Source organism: Sphingomonas sp. MMS12-HWE2-04 (genome assembly GCF_044881185.1).
In the GTDB taxonomy this organism is placed as follows: Bacteria; Pseudomonadota; Alphaproteobacteria; order Sphingomonadales; family Sphingomonadaceae; genus Sphingomonas.
Genome location: NZ_CP173254.1, coordinates 1868485 through 1885995, shown reverse-complemented (window position 1 = coordinate 1885995; position 17511 = coordinate 1868485). Strand labels below are relative to the sequence as shown.

Sequence of the window (17511 nt, the reverse complement as noted above, 5' to 3'; positions counted from 1 at the left end):
ACCTCCCGGACGGCGACGGTTCGGCCATGATCCAGATCCTCGCCTTCTATCTCTTCGCGATCGTCGTGGTCGCCTCGGGCGCGCTGACGATCCTGTCGCGCAACCCGGTGCACAGCGTGCTGTGGCTCATCCTGGCGTTCTTCAACGCCGCCGGGCTGATGGTGCTCGCCGGCGCCGAGTTCATCGCGATGCTGCTCGTCATCGTTTATGTCGGTGCGGTCGCCGTGCTCTTCCTGTTCGTGGTGATGATGCTCAACATCGATTTCGCCGAGCTGCGCGCCGGCGTGATGCGCTATGCCGCGATCGGGCTGCTCCTTGCAGTCGCGCTGGTCGCCGAGATCATCGTCGCGGTCGGTGCATGGAGCGCGGGCACGCTTTCGCTCGGCCGTCGCATCGCCCCGATCGACGCCGACGTCCCCAATATCGAGGCGATCGGGCGGCTGCTCTACACGCGTTATCTGTTCGCCTTCGAAGGCGCCGGGCTGGTGCTGCTGGTCGCGATGATCGGCGCGATCGTGCTGACCTATCGCCATCGCAGCGATGTGCGCCCGCAGAACATCAACCGGCAGATCAACCGCCGTTCGAAGGATGCGACCCGCAACATGAACCCGCCGGTCGGGCAGGGGGTGGAGCTGTGATCACGGTCACCCATTATCTGGTCGTCTCGGCGATCCTGTTCACGCTGGGGGTGCTCGGCATCTTCATGAACCGGAAGAACCTGATCGTCATCCTGATGGCGATCGAGCTCATCCTGCTCAGCGTGAACCTCAACCTGGTCGCCTTCTCGGCGTTCCTCGGCGATCTCGTCGGCCAGGTCTTCGCGATGTTCGTGCTGACGGTTGCCGCTGGTGAAGCGGCGATCGGGCTCGCCATCCTGGTCATCTATTTCCGTAGCCGAGGCACGATCTCGGTCGACGACGTCAATCGGATGAAGGGCTGATGTCGCCGATTCTCCTCATCGTATTCCTGCCGCTGATCGCGGCGGCAGTCGCGGGCTTCTCGAACAAGGCGTTCGGGACGGTCTTCCCCAAGATCGTGACGACGGGCGCGCTGTTCGCCGCCTGCGCGCTGTCGTGGCCGATCTTCCTCGCCTATCTCGGCGGCAACGTCGAGCCGACGGTTACGCCGGTGCTGCACTGGCTGACGTCGGGCACGATGCGCTTCGCCTGGGAGCTGCGCGTCGACGCGCTCACCGCGGTGATGCTCGTGGTCGTCACCAGCGTTTCGGCGCTCGTCCACCTCTATAGCTGGGGCTATATGAGCGAGGACCCGGACCAGCCGCGCTTCTTCGCCTATCTCTCGCTATTCACCTTCGCGATGCTGATGCTCGTGACCGCGAACAACCTGGTGCAGATGTTCTTCGGCTGGGAAGGCGTGGGTCTGGCATCGTACCTGCTGATCGGCTTCTGGTTCCGCAAGCCATCGGCCAACGCCGCCGCGATCAAGGCCTTTGTGGTCAACCGCGTCGGCGACCTTGGCTTCATGCTCGGCATCTTCGGCACCTTCCTGGTGTTCGGCACGGTCGACATCCCGTCGATCCTCGCCGCCGCGCCCAACATGCACGGCTCGACGATCGGCTTCCTGGGCCATCGCTTCGATACGATGACGGTGCTCTGCCTACTGCTGTTCGTCGGCGCGATGGGCAAGTCGGCGCAGCTCGGCCTGCACACCTGGTTGCCCGACGCGATGGAAGGCCCGACCCCGGTGTCGGCGCTGATCCACGCCGCGACGATGGTGACCGCGGGCGTGTTCATGGTCTGCCGCATGTCGCCGATGTTCGAGCAGAGCCAGACCGCGCTGACCGTGGTGACCTTCGTCGGCGCCGCGACCTGCCTGTTCGCCGCCACGGTGGGCACGGTGCAGACCGACATCAAGCGCGTGATCGCCTATTCGACCTGCTCGCAGCTCGGCTACATGTTCTTCGCCGCGGGCGTCGGCGCCTATGGCGCGGCGATGTTCCACCTGTTCACCCACGCCTTCTTCAAGGCGCTGCTGTTCCTCGGTGCCGGCTCGGTGATCCATGCGATGCACCACGAGCAGGACATGCGTTACTATGGCGGCCTGTGGAAGAAGATTCCGGTAACCTATTGGACGATGATGGCGGGCACGCTCGCGATCACCGGCGTGGGCATTCCCGGCATCTTCGGCAACACCGCCTTCGGCTTTGCCGGCTTCCATTCGAAGGACGCGATCATCGAAGCGAGCTGGGCCGCCGGCGTGCCGAGCGCCTTCTGGGTCGGCGTGTTCGTCGCGCTGCTCACCAGCTTCTACAGCTGGCGGGTGGTGTTCCTGACCTTCCACGGCAAGCCGCGCTGGGCAGGCTCCGAGCATATCCAGCACGCAGTGCACGATGCCCATGGGCATGACGCGCACGGCCATGACGATCATGCCGCGCATGCGCACGACAATGACCCGGCAGCCGAAGACGCGGGCCATGCGCCCAGCGCCGACGACGTGCTGCACGGTCACGTTAAGGAAGGCACGGCGGGCTATCATCCGCATGAGAGCCCGATCGTGATGCTGATCCCGCTGATCCTGCTCACGCTGGGCGCGATCTTCGCAGGCTTCGTCTTCCACGGCGCGTTTATCGAGCCGAGCGCGGGCGAGACCTATTGGCACGGCGCACTCGCCTTCAACGAGCATCTGATGCACGCGATGCACGAAGTGCCGCTGTGGGTGAAGCTGAGCGCCACCTTCGCGATGCTGGGCGGGCTGACGATCAGCTGGCTGGCCTATATCGTATCGCCGAGCTTCCCCGCGAAGTTCGCTGACGCCTTCCGTCCGCTCTACGTCTTCCTGCTCAACAAATGGTATTTCGACGAGCTCTACACCTTCCTGTTCGTGAAGCCGGCGTTCGCCATCGGCCGCGTGCTCTGGAAGGCGGGTGACGAGAAGACCATCGATCGCTTCGGGCCCAACGGGCTCGCCAACGTCATCCGCATCGGCAGCGTCGGCGCGGTAAAGCTGCAATCGGGATACCTTTACACTTATGCGTTCATCATGCTGATCGGCCTCACTGCCGCGCTGACCTGGGTGATCGCAGGATGAGCGGGTTCCCGATCCTCTCCATCATGCTCGCCATTCCCGCCCTTGCGGCGGTGGCGTGCCTCTTCGCCGGGGCGCAGGGCGCCCGCTGGATCGCGCTGGTCGCGACGCTGGTGGACCTTGCGCTGGGCATCGTGCTCTGGGCGAATTTCCAGGTCGGCCCGCAGGCGCCGCAATGGCAGTTCGTCGAATATGCCGCGCTGTTCGGCAAGCCCGAGGGCGTCAGCTTCGCCTGGGCGCTGGGCATCGACGGCTATGCGCTGATGCTGATCGTGCTCTCGGTGTTCCTGATGCCGATCTGCATCGGCGCGAGCTGGGAAGCGATCCAGAAGCGGGTGCCGGAATATATGGCGGCGTTCCTGCTCACCGAAGTGCTGATGATCGGCACCTTCGCGGCGCAGGACCTGTTCCTGTTCTACATGTTCTTCGAGGGCGGCCTGATCCCGATGTTCCTGATCATCGGGATTTGGGGCGGGGCGAACCGCATCTACGCGTCGTACAAATTCTTCCTCTACACGCTGCTCGGCAGCCTCGTGATGCTGATCGCGATGCTCTACATGGCGGTGACGGCGGGCACCTCGTCGATCCCGGCGCTGATGGCCTATGACTTCCCGGCGCATGTCCAGACCTGGCTATGGCTGGCCTTCTTCGCCTCGTTCGCCGTCAAGATGCCGATGTGGCCGGTCCACACCTGGCTTCCCGACGCGCACGTGCAGGCGCCGACCGCAGGCTCGGTGATCCTGGCGGGCGTGCTTCTCAAGCTCGGCGGCTATGGCTTCCTCCGCTTCTCGCTGCCGATGTTCCCGGACGCCTCGGCCCAGCTGATGTGGCTGGTGTTCGCGCTGTCGTGCGTCGCGGTGGTCTACACCTCGCTCGTCGCGCTGGTGCAGAGCGACATGAAGAAGCTGATCGCCTATTCCTCGGTCGCGCATATGGCGATCGTGACGATGGCGCTGTTCTCGCTCAACGCGCAGGGCATCGACGGCGCGATGATGGTGATGCTGGGCCACGGCCTGGTTTCTGGCGCGCTGTTCCTGTGCGTGGGCGTGATCTACGATCGGCTGCATACCCGCGAGATCGACCGCTATGGCGGCCTGGCGATCAACATGCCGCGCTATGCCATGCTGTTCCTGTTCTTCACCATGGCCTCGATCGGGCTGCCGGGGACGAGCAACTTCATCGGTGAGTTCCTCGGGCTCGCGGGCACCTACAAGGCCTCGACCTGGACCGCGCTGATCGGCACCACCGGCATCATCCTCGGCGCCGCCTATATGCTGTGGCTGTTCCGCCGCGTCGTCTGGGGCGACCTGACCAAGGAAGACGTGCGCGCGATGCCCGATCTGTCGCTGCGCGAAGTGGCGCTGCTCGCGCCGATCGCTGCCGCGGCGCTGTGGATGGGCGTCTATCCCGACAGCTTCCTCGCGCCGATGCGTGCCGATACCGCGCGCCTGGTCGAGCGGCTCTCGCATGCAGTGCCCGAGGGCGATTCCAAACCCACTCCGGGCCACGCCGCGGCGCCTGTCCATGGCGAAGCGCATCGTGAAGCCCCTGCGCATGGGGGTGCGCACTGATGGATTATTCGACGCAATTGCTGATGAGCCTGCCCGAGGTCGTGCTGGCGGCCAGCGCGATCGTGCTGATGCTCGTCGCCGCATGGGGCGGGCAGCAATCGACCACGCTGGTGAGCTGGGCATCGGTTGCCGCGCTGATCGGCGCGGGTGTCGCGCTCGCCGGTCCGGCTTCGGCGGGGGGCTCGGCTTTCGGCGGGCTCTACCGTGCCGACATGTTCGCCGCCTTCGCCAAGGGGCTGATCTTCTTTGCCGCCGCCGTCTCGATCCTGATCGCGCCGCGCTTCTTCCAGCGGACCTCGGGCGACGACCTGCGTCCCGAATATCCGGTGCTGATCCTGCTTTCGGCCGCGGGCATGGGGATGATGGTCTCCGCGGGCGACCTGCTGACGCTGTATATCGGCCTCGAGCTGCAGAGCCTCTCGGCCTATGTGCTCGCCAGCTTCATGCGCCGCGACACGCGCTCGGCCGAAGCGGGCCTCAAATATTTCGTTCTCGGCGCGCTGGCGTCGGGCATCCTGCTCTACGGCATCAGCCTGGTCTATGGCTTTTCGGGCACGACCCTGTTCGACGGGATCGCGGCGGCCTATGCCGGACCGCGCTCGATCGGGCTGCTGTTCGGGCTGGTGTTCGTGTTCGCCGGACTGGCGTTCAAGATCAGCGCCGTGCCGTTCCACATGTGGACGCCCGACGTTTATGAGGGCGCGCCGACACCGGTCACTGCCTTCTTCGCTTCGGCGCCGAAGGTTGCCGGCCTTGCGCTGGCCGTGCGCGTCGCCGTCGAGGCGATGGGCCCGGCGATGCACGACTGGCGCCAGATCGTGATCTTCGCCTCGCTCGCCTCGATCCTGCTCGGCGCGGTCGCGGCGATCGGGCAGAGCAACATCAAGCGGCTGCTCGCTTATTCGTCGATCAACAATGTCGGCTTCGCGCTCGTCGGCCTCGCTGCCGGCACGCAGCAGGGCGTGGCGGGCGTGCTCGTCTATCTGACGATCTATGTGGTGATGACGCTGGGTTCGTTCCTGGTGGTGCTCCAGATGCGCGGCCCCGATGGCGAGCCGGTCGAGAGCATCGCGAGCCTGTCCGGCATGTCGCGCACGCGGCCCGGCCTGGCGGCAGCGCTGGCGATGTTCATGTTCAGCCTTGCGGGCATCCCGCCGCTGTTCGGCTTCTACGCCAAGTTCGCGGTGTTCGAAGCCGCAGTCGAGGCGGGGCTGCTCCCGCTGGCGGTGTTCGGTATCGCGATGTCGACGATCGGCGCCTTCTATTATCTCAAGATCGTCAAGACGATGTATTTCGACGATCCGGCGCCGGCGTTCGGTGGCAAGACCGATGTCGTCGAGGGTGGGCTTATCACGCTGGCGGCGGTGTTCGTGTCGCCGCTTGGCTATGCGCTGATCCCGCTGCTCGGTGGCTGGACGACGCTCGCGGCAAAGGCGCTGTTCTGACGGTTGTGATCCGAACCGTCGCCGAGACGGGATCGACCAATGCCGATCTGATCGCGCTGGCGGCCAGCGGTGCCGCGGAGGGGCTGTGGCTCCGCGCCACGCGCCAGACCGCGGGCAAGGGCCGCCAGGGCAGGGCCTGGACCTCGCCCGAGGGCAATCTCTATGCCTCGACTCTGGTGCGATTGCGCCCCAGCGATCCGCCGCCGGCGACGCTGGCGCTGGTCGCCGCGGTGGCGCTGGAGGATGCGGTGCGCGTGTTCGGCGTCACGGCAACGCTCAAATGGCCGAACGACCTGCTGGTCGACGGCGCCAAGCTTTCGGGCATCCTGCTCGAGCGCGCCGGCGACGCGGTGGTGATCGGCTTCGGCGTCAATCTGGCGCATCATCCCGAGGATCTCGATCGGCCCGCAACGAGCCTGGCTGCGCATGGCACCGTGCCCGATCCGCAGCTCTTCGCCGAGACCTTGGCCGAGGCGTTCGCGCGCTGGCTCGGGCGCTGGCGCGGCGAAGGCCTGGTCGGGGTGCGCGAGCGTTGGCTGGCGCGGGCGCATCCTCCAGGAACGGCGCTGACCGCGCGGCTGGCGGATGGCACTGCGCTCGACGGGCTGTTCGAGGGACTGAACGGCGAAGGCGCGCTGATCCTTCGCTTGGCCGATGGCGCGCGGCATGTCATTCACGCCGCCGACGTGTTCCTGCTCTGAAGGATTGACCGATGCTGCTCGCGATCGACGCCGGCAACACCAATGTCGTCTTTGCCCTGCTCGAGAATGGCGAGATCCGCGCGCGCTGGCGGATCGCGACCGATCCGCGGCGGACCGCAGACGAATATGCCGTGTGGCTGAGCCAGCTGCTCAGCCTCGAAGGCTATGACCGCACGGCGGTCACCGGGGTGATCGTCGCGACGGTGGTGCCGCGGGCGCTGCACAACCTCCAGGTGCTGAGCAGTAAATATTTCGGGACCGAGGCGGTGATCGCCGGGCAGGGCCGCGCCGAATGGGGCTTCGTGCTCGATGTCGAGGAGCCGGGCAGCCTGGGCGCCGATCGCGCGCTCAACGTGATCGCCGCGCATGCGCGCTATGCGGGCGACCTGATCGTCATCGATTTCGGGACGGCGACCACCTTCGAGCTGGTCGACTATACCGGCGCCTATAAGGGCGGGATCATCGCGCCGGGCATCAATCTGTCGCTCGATGCGTTGGTCACGGCAGCGGCCAAGCTTCCGCGCATCGCGATCTCGGCGCCCGAAACGACCAGCGTGGTCGGCCGCAACACGGTCGACCAGATGCATATCGGCATCTATTGGGGCTATGTCGCGATGATCGAAGGGTTGGTCGCGCGGATGAAGGCCGAGATGGGCCGGCCGCTCCAGGTGATCGCCACGGGCGGCCTGGCGGTATTGTTCGAGAAGCACACCGGCGTATTCGACGCCATCGAGCCCGACCTGACGATCCAGGGTCTGGCCATGCTGTGGGAACGCAGCCAACAAGGAAATTAAGTGAAACCTGGTAACGAACTTCTCTTCCTGGCGCTCGGCGGCTCGGGCGAGATCGGCATGAACGTCAATCTCTACGGCACTCAGGGCAAGTGGCTGATGGTCGATTGCGGCATCACCTTCGGCGATGCCAACTATCCCGGCGTCGACGTGATCCTGCCCGATCTCCAGTTTATCGAGGAGCGGCTCGACGATCTGCTCGGCATCGTGCTGACCCATGGCCATGAGGACCATATCGGGGCGCTGCCCTATCTCGCCGCCGATCTGGGCGTGCCGCTCTATGCCACGCCTTTCACTGCCGGGCTGATCTACGGCAAGCTCGAGGAAGAGGGCATCACCGACAAGGTGGAGCTCAATGTCGTGAAGGAAGACGGGCCGTTCTCGATCGGGCCGTTCACGATGACCTATACCCCGCTTGCCCACTCGATCCCCGAGGGCAATGCGATCCTGATCGAAACGCCCTATGGCAAGATCTTCCACACCGGTGACTGGAAGCTCGACGAATCGCCGGCGTTGGGGGGTGCCTCGACCGGCGCCGAGCTGACGGCGATCGGCGACAAGGGCGTGCTCGCGCTCGTCTGCGACTCGACCAACGTGTTCAATCCCGAGGCGTCGGGCTCCGAAGGCAATGTCCGCAAGGGGCTGGACGAAGTGATCGGCGCCGCCAAGGGCCGCGTGCTCGTCACCACCTTCGCCTCGAACGCGGCGCGGCTCCAGACGCTGGGCGAAGTGGCGCGCGACACCGGGCGCGAACTGTGCGTCGCCGGCCGCTCGCTCGACCGCATCCTGCGGGTCGCCAAGGCAACCGGCTATCTGCGCGACTTTCCCGATACGATCGACTTCGACACGGCGATGGACCTGCCCCCCAACAAGGTGCTGATCGTCGCGACCGGCGGGCAGGGCGAGCCGCGTGCAGCGCTCAACCGCATCGCCGAGGGCAGCCATGTTCTCAAGCTGCACGAGGGCGACAGCGTGGTGTTCTCGTCGCGCCAGATCCCGGGCAACGAGATCGCGATCGGCAAGATCATGAACACGCTGGCGAGCAAGGGGGTCGAGCTGATCACCGATCGCCAGGCGTTCATCCATGTCTCGGGGCATCCCGGGCGGCCCGAGCTTGCCGAGATGTACAAGTGGATCCGCCCCGAGATCGTCGTGCCGGTGCACGGCGAGGTCCGCCATATGTACGAGCAGGCGCGGTTCGCGCTGGAGCAGGGCGTGCCCAAAGCGGTGCGCCAAGTGAACGGCGACGTCATCCGCCTGGCGCCGGATGGCCCGAAGAAGATCGGCGAGGCGCCGGTGGGCCGGCTGGTGCTCGACGGCGACGTGATCCTGCCGGCAGACGGCGCGACGATCAACGAACGGCGCCGTGTTGCGCTCTATGGCCAGATCTCGGTGGCGGTTGCCATCCGCAACGGCAAGCTTGCGGGCACGCCGCAGGTACGCATCCAGGGCGTTCCGGTCGAAGAGGATCGCGACGCGTTTCTCGACGAAGCCTCCGACGCGGCTGCCGAGGCAGTGCGCAAGGACGGCCGCAATATCGAGAAGCTGCGCGAGAGCGTGCGATTGTCGGTTCGCCGCGCGGCGGTGCGCTTTACCGGCAAGAAGCCCGTGGTCGACGTGCTGATCGTGGAGATCTGACGCCATGCGCTGGCAGTCGATGCTTGCGATCTACATCCTGTTCTGGGCCTTCTCGGTCTTTCTCGTGCTGCCCTGGGGTGTCCGCACCGCCCAGGAAGCCGGGGCCGAGCTGGTCCCGGGCCAGGCCGAGAGCGCGCCGCACGGCTTCCGGCCTGGCCTGATTGCGATCCGCACGACGATCGTCGCGACGGCGTTGTTCGCGGTGTTTCTCCTGAACTACATATTCGGCTGGGTTACCGCCGATATGCTCGACTGGGTCCATCGCAGCTAAAGCGCGCGCCCGCCGCGCTCCGGCATCGCCCGGAGTGCGGCGGGCGCAGTGCTATGTCCGCAGGCGCTCGATCGCCTGTGCCAGCGCAACATAGAGCTTGCCCATGTCCGACGAGAGCAGGGTGACGCCGAGCGGCGAGCCGTCGCGCAGCGCGAGGATCTGGCGAAGCAGTCCCTCGAAATCGTGGATGTAGCGATTGACGTTGTCGCGGAAATCCTCGTCTGAATCGTATAGCCGGACGATCTCGCGGGTTTCGCCGGGTTCGAGCAGGCGCACCGCACGGCGGGTGAAGACGCCGCGATCGCCCTTGAGATAGGCCGCCCAGGCGCTGTCGGCGACTTCGGCCGAAAAGGCCTTGGCGATGTCGATCGAGGCGGAGTTGAGCGCCTCGATGAGCAAAGAGACGCGGCGGGCGAAGCTCTCACTGTCGCTCTTCTCGCGCTCGGCCCGGCCCGATTCGATCTGGGCGTCGATCTGCGCAGTGGTCTCGGCGAGCCCGACCATCTGCTGGGTGAGCCGTTCGGAGGCGCGCGCGGCGGCGTTGACCGCGGATTCGGTGGTGTCGGCGAGCTCGGTGAGCTGGCGGCGGACCGAATTGTCGATCGCGCGGCGCAACGCGGTGCCGCTGGCTTCCTCGAGCGCGGCGGTGGCGCTGGGGACGATCGAGGCAAGCGTCTCACGGGCATGATCGGCGGCGGCGGACGAGGTTTCGCGGACGCGGACCAGCGCCTCGACCAGCTGCGGGGCCGCGGATTCGGCGAAGCGGCGGGTGGTGGCGATCGTCTCGTCGACGATCTGGCCCAGCGCAGAGGCCTGCTCGCCGCCGGTGGCAAGCGTTTCGAGCAGCGACGCCTGGGTCTTGGCGAGCGTATCGCGCTGTTGCGCGACGACGTCGGCAATCGCCTCGATCGCTTCGTGCGTACTCTCGGCGGCCGTGACCAGCGCGAGCAACTCGGGTTTGGCACCGGCGACGACCTGGCGGCTGGCGCCGATCCGCGCGTCGAGCCGGGCAAGTGCCTCGGGCAGGGTCTCGTCGATTTCGCGCGCCGAGGCGTCGAGCGCAGTGAGCAGGTCTTCCGAAGTGCCGATCACCTTGCGCGCCAGGCCTTCGCCGGTCTTGAGCGCTTCGGACATCGCATCGACTGAGCCGTGCAGCGCGCTGACCGTGGCGGCGAGGCCCTGGATGCGATCGTTGCTGGTCGCGTGGGTGGTGCCGAGCTCGCGATCGAAGCGCTCGACCGCCAGGGAGAATCCGGAGAACAGCAGGTCGCCGCGCGCTTGCTCCTCGGCGAGACGGGCGCCGACGCGGCCGATCGACTCCTCGATCGCGCCGATGCGTTCGCCAAGCGCTTCGGCGCTGTCGCGACCGGCGCGGTCGAGCGCGGCCTGGTTGGCGCTGAGCATGGCGAGGATGGCTTCGCCCTGGGTGGCGATGCCCTTGCGCGCTTCGTCGACGGCATTGGCGGCGCGATCGAGCACCGCATCGACGGCCGTCGACATCTCGCCGGTAACCTGGACAAGGCGGGCGCTGGCAGTCTCGCTGGTCGCCTCCATGCGCGTGATGTGCGCGGCGAGGCGTTCGGCAGCCCCGCCGGCGATGCGATCGGCTTCGCGGCCACGCTCCGACAGCGCGGAAAGCTGGGTGTCGAGCGCCGCGGCGTGCTGGCTGGCGAGCAGCCCGGTCTCGTCGATGCGCGCGCCCATCGCGCGGACTTCGTCATCGGCCTTGGGCAGCAGGTTGAGCAGGATCTCGAAGCGCTGTTCGACATGCGCCATCGCGTCGCTGAACGTCCGCGTGCTCGAATCGAGCGTGCGCGCCTGCTGGTCTACGATCGTGGCGACGCTCTCGATGCGGTCGGCAGTGCGCTCGCCCATCGCCGTCAGAACGTTGGTCTGCTCGGCGAGCGCGGCACGATTGTCGGCAAGCTTGCGCGACAGCGTTTCGAGCACGCGCTCGAGCGTCGCAGCCTCGGCGCGCATCGCGCGCGCGGTGGCGCCGAAACGGCGCGCTTCGGCGCGGCTGGTGCGCAGCGCGAGCAGATAGAGCACGCCGATCAGCGCTGGCGGCACGCACAGCGCGCCGACGAACTGGACGAGCCCGATCGGCGTCATCCCCGCCTGTAGCGCGGGCAGCGTGATCCACAGCATCGCGCCGAGCCAGGCGAGGCTGGCGAGGATCGCAAGGGCAGGGAGGATCCAGCCCGGGCTGCTCCGCGGAGCCGCTTCCTCTTCGAAATGTTCGTCTTCCGCCCAGTCGATCGGTCCTGCTGGGATCGATGCGGTGTCCGCGTGGATCGCCGGCTCGAATGCGGTCTCGGTGTTTTGTGCCCCAATCATGGACAGGTTCTACCACAAATGCCGGCTTGACCAACAGCCGGCTAAACCAATGGTTAAAGCCTGCGGCGCTATTTTCCGTGGATGGCTTATGACCCCGGAGCAATCGATGCGACGCTGGCGGCAGCAGTGGGTGACGAACCCGCGCTGATCGTCGAGCTGCGCGAGGCTTTCCTCGAAAGCGTCAAGCGCTGCCTGGAGAGCATGAAATCGGCGCGCACCGCCGACGACTGGACTTCCGGGGCGCTGCGGCTGAAGGGCCTGGCCGCCAGCTTCGGCGCGGTGCGGCTGCTGGCGCTGGCCGGCGAGGCCGCGGTGGGCCAGGCGCAGGACGCCGCGCTGCTACGCCAGCTGCACCGGGCGATCGAGCGGCTTTAAGCGCGGGCCACCCGCCGCCGGCCCATGTCACTTTCTTCGCCCCCGGGCTGCCCGTTATCCGCTTGGGCCTGTTCGTGGTACCGGGTTGCCGTTCCGGCGCAGCCGCCTGTGCTTCGCCGTCGGGCGGCAGGAGCGCGGGATGCCGCTGCTGCTCGGCTGGTCCTGCTGAGGATCCTCTCGTTCGTGCCGGTCGAAAGCGTCCACCGGAAACCCGAACAACGCGGTTAACGCTTTTTTAACCAGATCGCGATACCAGCCGGTTTGGGGGGGTGCTGTAACGGTACCCGTGTATGCGTAACCTGGTCTCGAAACTTGCCTTGGCCGGCGCCGCCTTTCTGGCGTTCGTCCCCGCGCATGCTTCTTCTCTCCTCGATTATGTCGGCCAGTGCGTGCCCTTTGCGCGCGCGGTCTCGGGCATCCAGATCTATGGCGACGCCTGGACCTGGTGGGACCAGGCCAAAGGGCGCTATGCCCGCGGTACCGCGCCGCGCGTCGGCTCGGTCCTCGTCTTCGCCAAGACCGCGCGCCTGCCGCTCGGCCATGTCGCCGTGGTCAGCCGCATCGTCGAGGATCGCGTGCTGATGCTCACCCATGCCAATTGGTCGCGCCAGAATGGCGAGCGCGGCCATGCCGAGCAGGACGTCACCTTGTTCGACGTCTCGGAGCGCGGCGACTGGAGCGTGGTCAAGGTCTGGTTCCGCGACAGCGAAGGCCTGGGCGGCGGCATCTATCCGACCAAGGGCTTCATCTACGGCACGCCCGAGGGCAAGGCCACAAAGGCCAAGCCCGCACCTGAACTCACCAGCAAGCATCCCGATTATGTCGGCTCGCTGATCGACGCCTACGTTCGATAGCTTGCGCCTCTCGCCCGCCTACCGCATGAAGTCGGGATGGGGGCGGATCGCATGGACAGGCGTGGGTGGTGGCTGCTCGGCGCGATTCTGGCCGTCGGCCTGGCGCTGCGCATCGCCGGCGCGCAAGGCGGGCTCTGGCTCGACGAGGCATGGTCCGCACTCCAGGCGCATGACGCCGGCACCCCGCTCGGCATCTTCCTCAACATCAATCACGATAACAACCATCACCTCAATTCGCTGTGGCTGCAGTTCGTCGGCATTGCGGCGCCCTCGCCCGTCCAGCGGGGTCTGTCGATCGTCACGAGCACGCTCTCGATCCTGATCGCCGCGCAGATCGGCGCGCGGCGCGGCACCGGCGTTGCGCTGGTCACCGCTGCGCTGTTCGCCGTCTCTCCGGCGATGGTGACGATGGGCTCCGAGGCGCGCGGCTATGCCCCGATGATGCTCGCGCTGCTGCTGGCAATCCTGCTCATCGACCGCTGGCTCGCCGGGGAAGCCGAACGCAGCCCGGCCACGGCGCTGGCGCTGTGCTTCTTCCTCGGCGCGCTGTCGCAGCTCACGATCCTGTTCGGCTTTCTCGCGGTGGCCGGCTGGGTGTTCTTCGCGCTGTGGAAGCGCGACGGCTTCAAGCCGGCGTTCCTCGCCACCCTCAAACTCTTCGCGCCATCGCTGATTGCCTTCGCGCTGGTCTTCGCAATCCTCGCCGCCGGCGCGGCGCAGGGCGGCGGCTTCAAGTTCGGCAATTACGATCCCTTCACCTGGCTGCAGTTTCTCCACGGCGTCTCCGAACTCATCGAATACACGCTGGGCTTCCCGGTGGTCAGCGTTTTCTGGCTGGTGCTGGTGCCCGCGCTGGTCATCCTCGCGCCCAGCGCCGGGGTGGCGCGCCTCGGCTTTCACCGGCTCGCGATCCTCGGCTTCCCGCTGACGCTGGCGCTGCTCCATTCGGGCAACGTCGCGCATCCGCGCTACTACCTGCTCGTCGGCATCGCGCTGCTGATCCTGCTCGGCGAGATGCTGTGGCGCGAGTTCGCCGCTGGCGGCTGGCGGCGCTGGGCGGCCGCGGCGGCGTTCGTCACGATCCTCGCCGGAAGCCTGGCCCAAGACATCGACCTCGCGATCAATCGCCGTGGCGACACCTCCGCCGCGATCCGCGCGATGCAGGCCCGCGCGCCCGCCGGCGCCGAATTGCTCATCGATCGCGACACCGCCCGCGCCGCGCTCGAAGTCGGCGCGACCCAGGCGGGGTATCGGCTCGAGATTCGCAAGCAAGTCTGCGCGCCCGCGCGCTTCCTGCTCGCCGACCGCTTCAAGGGCGAGGACCCGCCCGAAACCGTCGAACGCTGCGGCCGCCATTATCGCCCGATCGTCGCGATGCGCGCACACGGCCTCTCGGGCACCCACTGGACCTTGTACGAACACACGCCCTAAGACGACGCCCATGTTCTTCTCCTTCCTCGACGAACTGCGCGCCGCGGGTATCCAGGCAAGCCTGAAGGAACATCTCGTCCTCTTGGAAGCGCTCGACCGCGACGTCATCGAGCGCACGCCCGAAGCCTTTTATTTCCTCGCCCGCGCCACCTTCGTGAAGGACGAAGGCCTGCTCGATCGCTTCGACCAGGTCTTTGCCAAGGTGTTTCGCGGCGTCGCCACCAGCTATGGCACCGCGCCTGCCGAGATCCCCGAGGAGTGGCTCAAGGCCGTCGCCGCGAAATTCCTCACGCCCGAAGAGATGGCGGCGATCGAAATCGCAGGGCTCCTGGGACCAGATCATGGAGACGCTGCGGAAGCGCCTCGAAGAGCAGAAGGAGCGCCACCAGGGCGGCAGCAAGTGGATCGGCACCGGCGGCACCTCGCCTTATGGGAACAGCGGCTACAATCCCGAAGGCGTCCGCATCGGCGGCGAGAGCACCCACAAGCGCGCGCTCAAGGTCTGGGAAGGCCGCGAGTTCCGCAATCTGGACAGCACCAAGGAACTCGGCACCCGCAACATCAAAGTCGCGCTGCGCCGCCTGCGCCGCTTCGCCCGCGAAGGTGCGGCCGACGAGCTCGACATCGACGCGACGATCGCCGGCACCGTGCGCCAGGGCTGGCTCGACATCCGCATGCGGCCCGAGCGCCACAACGCCGTCAAGCTGCTGCTCTTTCTCGATGTCGGCGGCTCGATGGATCCGTTCATCAAGCTGTGCGAGGAGCTGTTCTCCGCCGCCACCGCCGAATTCAAGAACCTCGAATTCTTCTATTTCCACAATTGCCTCTACGAAGGCGTGTGGAAGGACAATGCCCGCCGCTATACGGAGCGGACGCCGACCTGGGACGTGCTCCACAAATATGGCCACGACTATAAGCTGATCTTCGTCGGCGACGCGTCGATGAGCGCCTATGAGGTCACCCATCCCGGCGGCTCGGTCGAGCATTTCAACGAAGAGCCCGGCGCCACCTGGATGCAGCGCGCGCTGGACACCTATCCCGCCGCGGTGTGGCTCAATCCGATCCCGCGCGAGCAATGGGGCCATACCCAATCGATCCACGTGCTCCGCGAGTTGATGGGCGACCGGATGTACCCGCTCACCCTGGCCGGCCTCGACGAAGCGATGCGCGAGCTTAGCCGCAAGCGCTGAGGCGTCGAGCGCGGTTCAGTTTCGCAGGACCGGCAGGTCCGCTTAAGGGTGGGGAGCGGACCTTGTCATCACCCCGGGCTTGACCCCGGATTCGCGGCACTGGCGGGATCAGCGCTGGCGTAAGGCGAGCGCTGGGCCGGCGATCGTCGCGATAACGGCGCCGCAGGCGCCGCGCCCGGGATAGCGGCTCACTTGCCCTGGCGTCGGGCGAGGAAGGCGAGGCGCTCGAACAGCATCACATCGGCCTCGTTCTTGAGCAGCGCACCGTGGAGCGGCGGGATCGCCTTGCTCGGGTCCTTGGCCTGGAGCACGTCGAGCGGCATCTCTTCGTGGAGGAGCAGCTTGAGCCAATCGAGCAATTCGCTGGTCGAGGGCTTCTTCTTGAGGCCCGGGACGTCGCGAATATCGTAGAAGATGTCCATCGCCTTGGAGACCAGTATCTTCTGGATGCCCGGGAAGTGGACGTCGATGATTGCCTGCATCGTCTCCCGATCCGGGAATTTGATGTAATGGAAGAAGCAGCGGCGCAGAAACGCGTCCGGCAGCTCCTTTTCGTTGTTCGAGGTGATCACCACGATCGGGCGCTCGGCGGCGCGCACGGTCTCGCCGGTCTCGTAGACATGGAATTCCATGCGATCGAGCTCCTGGAGCAGATCGTTGGGAAACTCGATATCGGCCTTGTCGATCTCGTCGATCAGCAGGACGGGAAGCTTGGGCGCGGTGAACGCCTCCCACAGCTTGCCCTTGCGGATGTAATTGGCGATGTCGTGGACACGTTCGTCGCCGAGCTGGCCATCGCGCAGTCGGGCGACCGCGTCATATTCGTAGAGACCCTGCTGCGCCTTGGTCGTCGATTTGACGTTCCACTCGATCAGCGGCGCGCCGACTGCCTTGGCGATCTCATAGGCCAGGACGGTCTTGCCGGTGCCGGGCTCGCCTTTGACGAGGAGCGGGCGGCGGAGAGTGACGGCCGCATTGACCGCGACCTTCAGGTCTTCGGTCGCGACATAGCTTTGGGTGCCTTCGAAACGCATGGCAGCGGGATAGAGGGCGCGAGCGGGGAGAGGCAAGGGCCTCTCTCACCGCCTCGGCCAACGCACAGAGGGGTCAGGCGCGGTTGCGGGCGCTGGCGCGGGCTTCGAGCAGGTCCCACAGGCCGCGATGCTGGGCGAAGACCTGTTGCGCGCCGAACAGCATCGCGCGCTCCATCGTGCCTTCGCGGGCGAGCGCATCGACGATCGTGACGGTCTCTTCGGCAAGCGGCAGGCTGAGTGGCGGGGTCGCGAGGCCGAGGCGGCGCGCGGCATTGTCGAGCACGCCGCGGATCATCGTCCAGTCGATCGCCAGCGCCAGCGCGGCGCCGGTCGCGCAGCCGGCGCGGTCCGAGCGGGCGAGCATGTCGAGCGCATGGCGCTGTGCCTGGGCGGCTGCTTCGGATTCGGCGTGGCCCGGCGTGCTCGGCACAGGGCCGGCGGCGGCGGCGACGCGGACGAGATAGGCGCGCTCAGTGACGAAGGCCTCGGCGGCAGCTTCGATCCAGTCACGCTCGAGCGACATGCGCGCCTGCGCCATGGCGTGATCGATCACGCCGGGATGGCGGCCGTGGAGCAGGCAGATGTAATGCGCCGCGTCGGCGAGGTCGCGCAGCGGTTCGGTGGGGTCGGCGAGCTTGACCAGCCAGGGGTGGCTCGTGCTGCCATCGGTCGCGACGAGCGAACCCATGGCACCCCAGCTGCTGCCAAGTCGGGCGATCTGCGCGGAATCGAACGGCATATGTCCCCTAAGGTGCTGCGTCGCCGGGAGCGGCTAGGACGTATTGCCAGAAAGGGTGATACCGAAGCACGTAAAGACGTGGTTGACGC

The 17511-nt window shown here is 66.6% G+C and carries 15 protein-coding genes and 1 pseudogene; 13 read left to right on the top strand and 3 right to left on the bottom strand.

All coding sequences use genetic code 11. The annotated features are described in order from the left end of the window. Positions 1 to 26 precede the first annotated feature (26 nt). The 9 genes from AB2M62_RS08505 to AB2M62_RS08465 are packed head-to-tail and all read left to right on the top strand — an operon-like array spanning position 27 to position 9462. On the top strand, positions 27 to 638 hold the full coding sequence (locus AB2M62_RS08505) for an NADH-quinone oxidoreductase subunit J (protein WP_404339369.1): 612 nt from the start codon (positions 27 to 29) through the stop codon (positions 636 to 638). After that, on the top strand, positions 635 to 940 hold the full coding sequence (nuoK, locus tag AB2M62_RS08500) for an NADH-quinone oxidoreductase subunit NuoK (protein WP_404339367.1): 306 nt from the start codon (positions 635 to 637) through the stop codon (positions 938 to 940). The genes AB2M62_RS08505 and nuoK overlap by 4 nt, the downstream gene beginning before the upstream one ends. Continuing rightward, the gene (gene nuoL / locus AB2M62_RS08495; RefSeq protein ID WP_404339365.1) at positions 940 to 3048 is read left to right on the top strand and encodes an NADH-quinone oxidoreductase subunit L; all 2109 of its coding nucleotides are present in this window, start codon (positions 940 to 942) and stop codon (positions 3046 to 3048) included. Before nuoK ends, nuoL begins: the two co-directional genes overlap by 1 nt. Next, positions 3045 to 4616, top strand: a complete 1572-nt coding sequence (locus AB2M62_RS08490; protein WP_404339363.1) for an NADH-quinone oxidoreductase subunit M — start codon at positions 3045 to 3047, stop codon at positions 4614 to 4616. The genes nuoL and AB2M62_RS08490 overlap by 4 nt, the downstream gene beginning before the upstream one ends. Continuing rightward, positions 4616 to 6061, top strand: coding sequence for an NADH-quinone oxidoreductase subunit NuoN (nuoN, locus tag AB2M62_RS08485; protein ID WP_404339361.1), 1446 nt, complete (start codon positions 4616 to 4618; stop codon positions 6059 to 6061). The genes AB2M62_RS08490 and nuoN overlap by 1 nt, the downstream gene beginning before the upstream one ends. 5 nt (positions 6062 to 6066) lie before the next feature. Beyond that, entirely contained in the window at positions 6067 to 6762 is a 696-nt protein-coding gene (locus tag AB2M62_RS08480) for a biotin--[acetyl-CoA-carboxylase] ligase (RefSeq protein WP_404339359.1), read from the top strand. Positions 6763 to 6773: 11 nt separating this feature from the next. Next, on the top strand, positions 6774 to 7556 hold the full coding sequence (locus AB2M62_RS08475) for a type III pantothenate kinase (RefSeq protein ID WP_404339357.1): 783 nt from the start codon (positions 6774 to 6776) through the stop codon (positions 7554 to 7556). A gap of 57 nt (positions 7557 to 7613) precedes the next feature. Continuing rightward, a complete protein-coding gene (locus AB2M62_RS08470; RefSeq protein WP_404339865.1) occupies positions 7614 to 9191 on the top strand; it encodes a ribonuclease J in 1578 nt (525 codons plus the stop codon). 4 nt (positions 9192 to 9195) lie between these two features. Continuing rightward, complete coding sequence (locus AB2M62_RS08465) at positions 9196 to 9462, top strand: DUF1467 family protein (RefSeq protein ID WP_404339355.1); 267 nt, start codon at positions 9196 to 9198, stop codon at positions 9460 to 9462. A 51-nt stretch (positions 9463 to 9513) separates the two neighbouring features. Here AB2M62_RS08465 and AB2M62_RS08460 read toward each other — a convergent pair whose 3' ends face one another. Further along, positions 9514 to 11799, bottom strand: coding sequence for a hypothetical protein (locus AB2M62_RS08460; protein WP_404339353.1), 2286 nt, complete (start codon positions 11797 to 11799; stop codon positions 9514 to 9516). Positions 11800 to 11880: 81 nt separating this feature from the next. Between AB2M62_RS08460 and AB2M62_RS08455 the strand changes: the two genes are divergently transcribed. The 4 genes and pseudogenes from AB2M62_RS08455 (at position 11881) to AB2M62_RS08440 (ending at position 15649) form a co-directional block, all read left to right on the top strand. After that, a complete protein-coding gene (locus AB2M62_RS08455) occupies positions 11881 to 12174 on the top strand; it encodes an Hpt domain-containing protein (protein ID WP_404339351.1) in 294 nt (97 codons plus the stop codon). Between the two features lie 290 nt (positions 12175 to 12464). Then, positions 12465 to 13028: a CHAP domain-containing protein gene (locus tag AB2M62_RS08450; protein ID WP_404339349.1), complete on the top strand. Its 564-nt coding sequence runs from the start codon at positions 12465 to 12467 to the stop codon at positions 13026 to 13028. 51 nt (positions 13029 to 13079) lie between these two features. Beyond that, positions 13080 to 14459 (top strand): hypothetical protein, encoded by a 1380-nt coding sequence (locus AB2M62_RS08445; protein WP_404339347.1) that lies wholly within the window; start codon positions 13080 to 13082, stop codon positions 14457 to 14459. 10 nt (positions 14460 to 14469) lie between these two features. After that, positions 14470 to 15649 (top strand): annotated as a pseudogene (locus AB2M62_RS08440) (VWA domain-containing protein). A 188-nt stretch (positions 15650 to 15837) separates the two neighbouring features. On the opposite strand, the gene AB2M62_RS08435 reads toward AB2M62_RS08440, so the two are convergent. Together AB2M62_RS08435 and AB2M62_RS08430 are read right to left on the bottom strand one after the other, a co-directional pair. Continuing rightward, a complete protein-coding gene (locus AB2M62_RS08435; protein WP_404339863.1) occupies positions 15838 to 16683 on the bottom strand; it encodes an AAA family ATPase in 846 nt (281 codons plus the stop codon). 73 nt (positions 16684 to 16756) lie between these two features. Then, entirely contained in the window at positions 16757 to 17422 is a 666-nt protein-coding gene (locus AB2M62_RS08430) for a DUF6975 family protein (RefSeq protein WP_404339345.1), read from the bottom strand. Positions 17423 to 17511 lie beyond the last annotated feature (89 nt).

Excerpts from the sequence above, each read along its gene's own strand:
- AB2M62_RS08505 (WP_404339369.1), top strand. The coding sequence starts at position 27 with ATGATCCAGATCCTCGCCTTCTATCTCTTCGCGATCGTCGTGGTCGCC.
- nuoL (WP_404339365.1), top strand. The coding sequence starts at position 940 with ATGTCGCCGATTCTCCTCATCGTATTCCTGCCGCTGATCGCGGCGGCA.
- AB2M62_RS08490 (WP_404339363.1), top strand. The coding sequence starts at position 3,045 with ATGAGCGGGTTCCCGATCCTCTCCATCATGCTCGCCATTCCCGCCCTT.
- nuoN (WP_404339361.1), top strand. The coding sequence starts at position 4,616 with ATGGATTATTCGACGCAATTGCTGATGAGCCTGCCCGAGGTCGTGCTG.
- AB2M62_RS08475 (WP_404339357.1), top strand. The coding sequence starts at position 6,774 with ATGCTGCTCGCGATCGACGCCGGCAACACCAATGTCGTCTTTGCCCTG.
- AB2M62_RS08470 (WP_404339865.1), top strand. The coding sequence starts at position 7,614 with ATGAACGTCAATCTCTACGGCACTCAGGGCAAGTGGCTGATGGTCGAT.
- AB2M62_RS08465 (WP_404339355.1), top strand. The coding sequence starts at position 9,196 with ATGCGCTGGCAGTCGATGCTTGCGATCTACATCCTGTTCTGGGCCTTC.
- AB2M62_RS08460 (WP_404339353.1), bottom strand. The coding sequence starts at position 11,799 with ATGATTGGGGCACAAAACACCGAGACCGCATTCGAGCCGGCGATCCAC.
- AB2M62_RS08455 (WP_404339351.1), top strand. The coding sequence starts at position 11,881 with ATGGCTTATGACCCCGGAGCAATCGATGCGACGCTGGCGGCAGCAGTG.
- AB2M62_RS08450 (WP_404339349.1), top strand. The coding sequence starts at position 12,465 with ATGCGTAACCTGGTCTCGAAACTTGCCTTGGCCGGCGCCGCCTTTCTG.
- AB2M62_RS08445 (WP_404339347.1), top strand. The coding sequence starts at position 13,080 with ATGGACAGGCGTGGGTGGTGGCTGCTCGGCGCGATTCTGGCCGTCGGC.
- AB2M62_RS08435 (WP_404339863.1), bottom strand. The coding sequence starts at position 16,683 with ATGCGTTTCGAAGGCACCCAAAGCTATGTCGCGACCGAAGACCTGAAG.
- AB2M62_RS08430 (WP_404339345.1), bottom strand. The coding sequence starts at position 17,422 with ATGCCGTTCGATTCCGCGCAGATCGCCCGACTTGGCAGCAGCTGGGGT.